Here is a 3,160-nt window from a genome sequence, read left to right on the forward strand (position 1 = left end):
GGCCCAGTGCGCCGGCCGCCCGGCCGCGCAGCCGGAGCGTGTCGTCGTCGAGCAGACCCAGCTCCGCGCGGTAGCGGTAGGCGCGCTCCAGATGGCCGCCGACGGCGCCGTCCCCGGCACGCAGCACACTGGGCAGGTCCGCCGCCCAGGCGTGGCGGTCGGCCTTGGCCCGTTTGGACTGCGAGGCATAGGTCACCTCGTGCACCAGCCCACTGCTGAACCGGTAGGCCGCCGACGCCGGGTCCCGGCGTGGCGCCGGTTCCACCAGCCGGCGCCGGCTCAGTGCCGCCAGTACCTCCTCGACGCGCGCCAGGTGCCGCACCCGTTCGTCGGACGGGGCGGCCACCACCGCGGGCGGCCGGAGTTCCGCCAGGCGGGCGGACACCTCCAGCTGGACGAGTTCGGCCGCGCTGAACTCGCGGCCGATCACCGCGGCGAGATCGACCGCGGTCCGCTCGGCCCTGGCCAGCGCTCCGATACGGGCGCCGAGCAGGGCCTGGAGCGTGGGTGGCAGACCGCCGTCCGGGCCGTCGGCGCCCATGCCCTCCGCCCCTCCGCCGACCAGCAGCTGTTCCAGGTAGAGCGGGTTGCCCTCGGCGCGGGCCAGGAGCCGTTCGTCCACCGGCCCGTCCCGGCCGTCGAGCCGGCCGAGCAGGGCGGCGAGCCGGGCGGCCTCCTCGCGTGGCAGGCCGGTCACCGCCAGCCCGCCCGTGCCGTCGGCCCAGCCGTCCGGACGCCCCACACAGACGATCAGTACGCCCGCGGGCCCCGCTCCCTCCGCCAGCCGCTCCACCGTGCGGGTCAGCAGGGGCGCGGCCGCGTGCGCGTCGTCCAGTACCACCACGGCCGGCCGGACCCGGGCGGCCCGGCCCAGCACCGTCGCCAGCGCGGCGCACATGTCCTCGAACGGCGCGTTCGGCGTGCCGTCCCTGAGCAGGCCGGCCGAGAGGAGCGTCGCGGCGTCGTCGTCGGCCGGCACCCCGCAGGTGCCGGGGGAGCCGTGCCCGGCCGGGCCGGCCCCGTGCGCCGGAGCGGAGGGGGCGGCGGGTACCGGCAGGGCGCGCAGGGCGTCGGCGAGGGGGGTGAGCGTGCCCTGCTCCCCGTGACTGCGGCACCGTCCCGCGCCGTACACGAGCGCCCCCGAGGCGGCGCGCCGCGCCAGCCACTCCCGTACGAGCCTGGTCTTGCCGACACCCGCCTCCCCGGTGACCCGAAGCAGACCCGTCCGCCCGTCCCGGACGGTCGCCGCGAGCGCCTCGTCCAGTGCGTGCCGCTCGGCACGGCGCCCCACGAACGGGACGTCGAAACGGCGCAGTGACGCCGGGTCGTCGGTGCCCAGCGCGAGCAGCCGGTAGGCCTCGACGGAGTCCCGCTTGCCCTTCAGCCGGAGCGGCCCGGTCGGCTCCGCCGACACCGTCGGGCCGGCGGCCAGCAGGGTGTCCGGGCCGATGAGGATCTCGCCCGCGCCGGCGTTCTGCTCCAGGCGGGCGGCGATGTTGACGGTCTCCCCCGACACCAGGGCCTGGCGGGCCGTGGCGTCGCCACCGGCGACGACCTGACCGGTGTTGACACCGACCCGGGTGGCCAGCCGGACGCCGAGCGTGGCGTGCAGCTCGTCGTTGAGCGCGGCCAGCGCCTCACGCATCCCGAGCGCCGCGGCCAGTGCGCGCCGCGCGTCGTCCTCGCGGACCACCGGGACGCCGAACACCGCCATCACCGCGTCGCCGATGAACTTCTCCGGGGTGCCGCCCTGCGCCACGATCTGCGCGCTCATCGCCTCGAAGTACCGCAGCGTCACGGTGCGCAGGGTCTCCGGGTCGAGCACGCCCGACAGCGCGGTCGAGCCGACGAGATCGCAGAACAGCACCGTCACCGGCTTGCGCTCGTCGTCCCCGGGAGTGGCGGCGGCGGCGCACGGCGTCCCGCAGGACGAGCAGAACCGCGCGTCCGGCGGCAGGTCCTGACGGCACGAGGGGCAGGTCATGACGGTCCTTCTCTCCGAGGGGTCGGGCCCCGCCCCCGGGCCGGCGGACCGGGTGGCGGGGGCGGGGCCGTGGTCCGCGACGCCGGGCGCGGTCGCGCCCCGGACCTCTCGCGCGGCCCGGGCCTGCCTCGGCCCGGTCCGGGCGGGAGGCCCTAGAACAGTGCGCCGCCGGCGATCTCGCCGTGCGCCTGCACCTCCGGTTCCACGGCGTCCAGCCGGCTCTTGATGTCGAGCAGCACGCCCAGTTCCTCCGGCGTCAGCTGACTGAGTACGAGGCGCTGCTCCTCACTCAGCTGGTCCACCGGCAGGCCGGCCTCGTACAGCGCGTCGGGCAGCGCCGGCCGCGCGCCGGCGCGGGACTGCCGGGGGACGCCGTCGTGCTCGGCGGGTCGGGTCATGGTGGGACTCCCATCGGTGAGGGGTGCCCGGCTCCCCGGGGCGGCGGTACCGCCCGGACGCGCCCGAGCCGGACGAACAGGCGGGTGAGCGCGTCGAGGGAGTGCATGGCGCTGACCGTCACCCCCGCCTCCTGGTCCCGGGTCAGAGGCAGGCCGTCCAGCAGGGCGCGCAGGTCCTCCAGATGGCCGGTGTCCAGCGCCGCGTGCTCCCGTACGGTCCGCAGGGCGGAGTCCGGGAGGCCGGTCGTCCTGGCGATGCGGGAGGTCAGCGACGCGGCGGGCGCGTACCCCTCCAGCACCGCGATGTAACCGAGGAGCGTGACGGGGTGGTGGTGCTCGATCCAGTAGTACTGGGCGCCGGCGAGGTCCGCGACGACCGGTGCGGGCATCGGGCGGAGCGCCTCCCCGGGCGGTGCGCCCGCCGCCCGCAGGTCTTCGAGCAGCCAGGCGTCGTGGCCCTCCTCCTCCCGGATGTGCTCGGTGAGGTAGGAGGCCAGCGGGCCCGCCGACGGGTCGCCGCGGGTCTCCAGCAGCCGGGCGCGGTCCCGGGCCCGCAGCATCAGCGGCACCGAGGCCCGCACCACCGCGTGCATCGCACCCAGGTACGAGAGGTACCTCGGCAGCAGGTCCTCCGGGCGCCACAGGTCCTCCATCGCGTCCAGCAGGTCGCCCACCGAGGGGCACCTCCGCGGTGACGTCGACGAAGACGGCGCCCTTCTTCTCCACGTACATCCGCTGGTCGGCGGAGTGCAGGACCTCTTCGTCGGTCATGCCGCAC

3 protein-coding genes are annotated in these 3,160 nt (G+C 76.5%); all 3 read right to left on the minus strand.

Annotated elements, in window-relative coordinates:
• Positions 1–1,984, minus strand: a 1,984-nt coding sequence (locus ABZ371_RS30800; protein WP_358685839.1) for an adenylate/guanylate cyclase domain-containing protein, incomplete at its 3' end; no start/stop codon positions are given.
• Between the two features lie 152 nt (positions 1,985–2,136).
• The gene (locus ABZ371_RS30805) at positions 2,137–2,382 is read right to left on the minus strand and encodes an aroma-sacti cluster domain-containing protein (protein ID WP_358685841.1); all 246 of its coding nucleotides are present in this window, start codon (positions 2,380–2,382) and stop codon (positions 2,137–2,139) included.
• Complete coding sequence (locus ABZ371_RS30810; protein WP_358685843.1) at positions 2,379–3,035, minus strand: iron-containing redox enzyme family protein; 657 nt, start codon at positions 3,033–3,035, stop codon at positions 2,379–2,381. The genes ABZ371_RS30805 and ABZ371_RS30810 overlap by 4 nt, the downstream gene beginning before the upstream one ends.
• Positions 3,036–3,160: the final 125 nt, after the last annotated feature.

Origin of the sequence: Streptomyces sp. NPDC005899, from assembly GCF_040629645.1 — a bacterium.
In the GTDB taxonomy this organism is placed as follows: Bacteria; Actinomycetota; Actinomycetes; order Streptomycetales; family Streptomycetaceae; genus Streptomyces.